Origin of the sequence: Streptomyces sp. NPDC046215 (genome assembly GCF_040646215.1) — a bacterium.
In the GTDB taxonomy this organism is placed as follows: Bacteria; Actinomycetota; Actinomycetes; order Streptomycetales; family Streptomycetaceae; genus Streptomyces; species Streptomyces stramineus.
On sequence record NZ_JBEYZW010000169.1, the window covers coordinates 1,847 to 3,191 of the forward strand.

Annotated in this window: 1 rRNA gene (only partly in view); it reads left to right on the forward strand. The window is 57.6% G+C overall.

The features are described from left to right. The first annotated feature begins 67 nt into the window (after positions 1 to 67). Positions 68 to 1,345 (forward strand): 23S ribosomal RNA (locus tag ABZ951_RS33510); it runs 1,494 nt beyond the window's last position.

Genomic DNA, 1,345 nt, shown 5'->3' on the forward strand with positions numbered 1-1,345 from the left:
CTTGCAGGCGGGGGTGATGGGTGGCTGGTCGTTGCTTGAGAACTGCACAGTGGACGCGAGCATCTGTGGCCAAGTTTTTAAGGGCGCACGGTGGATGCCTTGGCACCAGGAACCGATGAAGGACGTGGGAGGCCACGATAGGCCCCGGGGAGCTGTCAACCGAGCTTTGATCCGGGGGTGTCCGAATGGGGAAACCCGGCAGTCGTCATGGGCTGTCACCCGCTGCTGAACACATAGGCAGTGTGGAGGGAACGCGGGGAAGTGAAACATCTCAGTACCCGCAGGAAGAGAAAACAACCGTGATTCCGGGAGTAGTGGCGAGCGAAACCGGATGAGGCCAAACCGTATGTGTGTGATACCCGGCAGGGGTTGCGCATGCGGGGTTGTGGGAGTTGTCTTGATCAGTCTGCCGGCTGGTCGGCGAGTCAGAAACCGTACAGGTAGGCGAAGGACATGCGAAAGGTCCGGCGTAGAGGGTAAGACCCCCGTAGCTGAAATCTGTACGGCTCGCTTGATGACCACCCAAGTAGCACGGGGCCCGAGAAATCCCGTGTGAATCTGGCGGGACCACCCGTTAAGCCTAAATATTCCCTGGTGACCGATAGCGGACAGTACCGTGAGGGAATGGTGAAAAGTACCGCGGGAGCGGAGTGAAATAGTACCTGAAACCGTGTGCCTACAAGCCGTGGGAGCGTCGCTGTATGTGCTTGCACATGCAGTCGTGACTGCGTGCCTTTTGAAGAATGAGCCTGCGAGTTTGCGGTGTGTTGCGAGGTTAACCCGTGTGGGGAAGCCGTAGCGAAAGCGAGTCCGAATAGGGCGATTGAGTAGCGCGCCCAAGACCCGAAGCGGAGTGATCTAGCCATGGGCAGGTTGAAGCGGAGGTAAGACTTCGTGGAGGACCGAACCCACCAGGGTTGAAAACCTGGGGGATGACCTGTGGTTAGGGGTGAAAGGCCAATCAAACTCCGTGATAGCTGGTTCTCCCCGAAATGCATTTAGGTGCAGCGTCGTGTGTTTCTTGCCGGAGGTAGAGCACTGGATAGGCGATGGGCCCTACCGGGTTACTGACCTTAGCCAAACTCCGAATGCCGGTAAGTGAGAGCGCGGCAGTGAGACTGTGGGGGATAAGCTCCATGGTCGAGAGGGAAACAGCCCAGAGCATCGACTAAGGCCCCTAAGCGTACGCTAAGTGGGAAAGGATGTGGAGTCGCAGAGACAACCAGGAGGTTGGCTTAGAAGCAGCCACCCTTGAAAGAGTGCGTAATAGCTCACTGGTCAAGTGATTCCGCGCCGACAATGTAGCGGGGCTCAAGCGTACCGCCGAAGTCGTGTCATTCCAGCA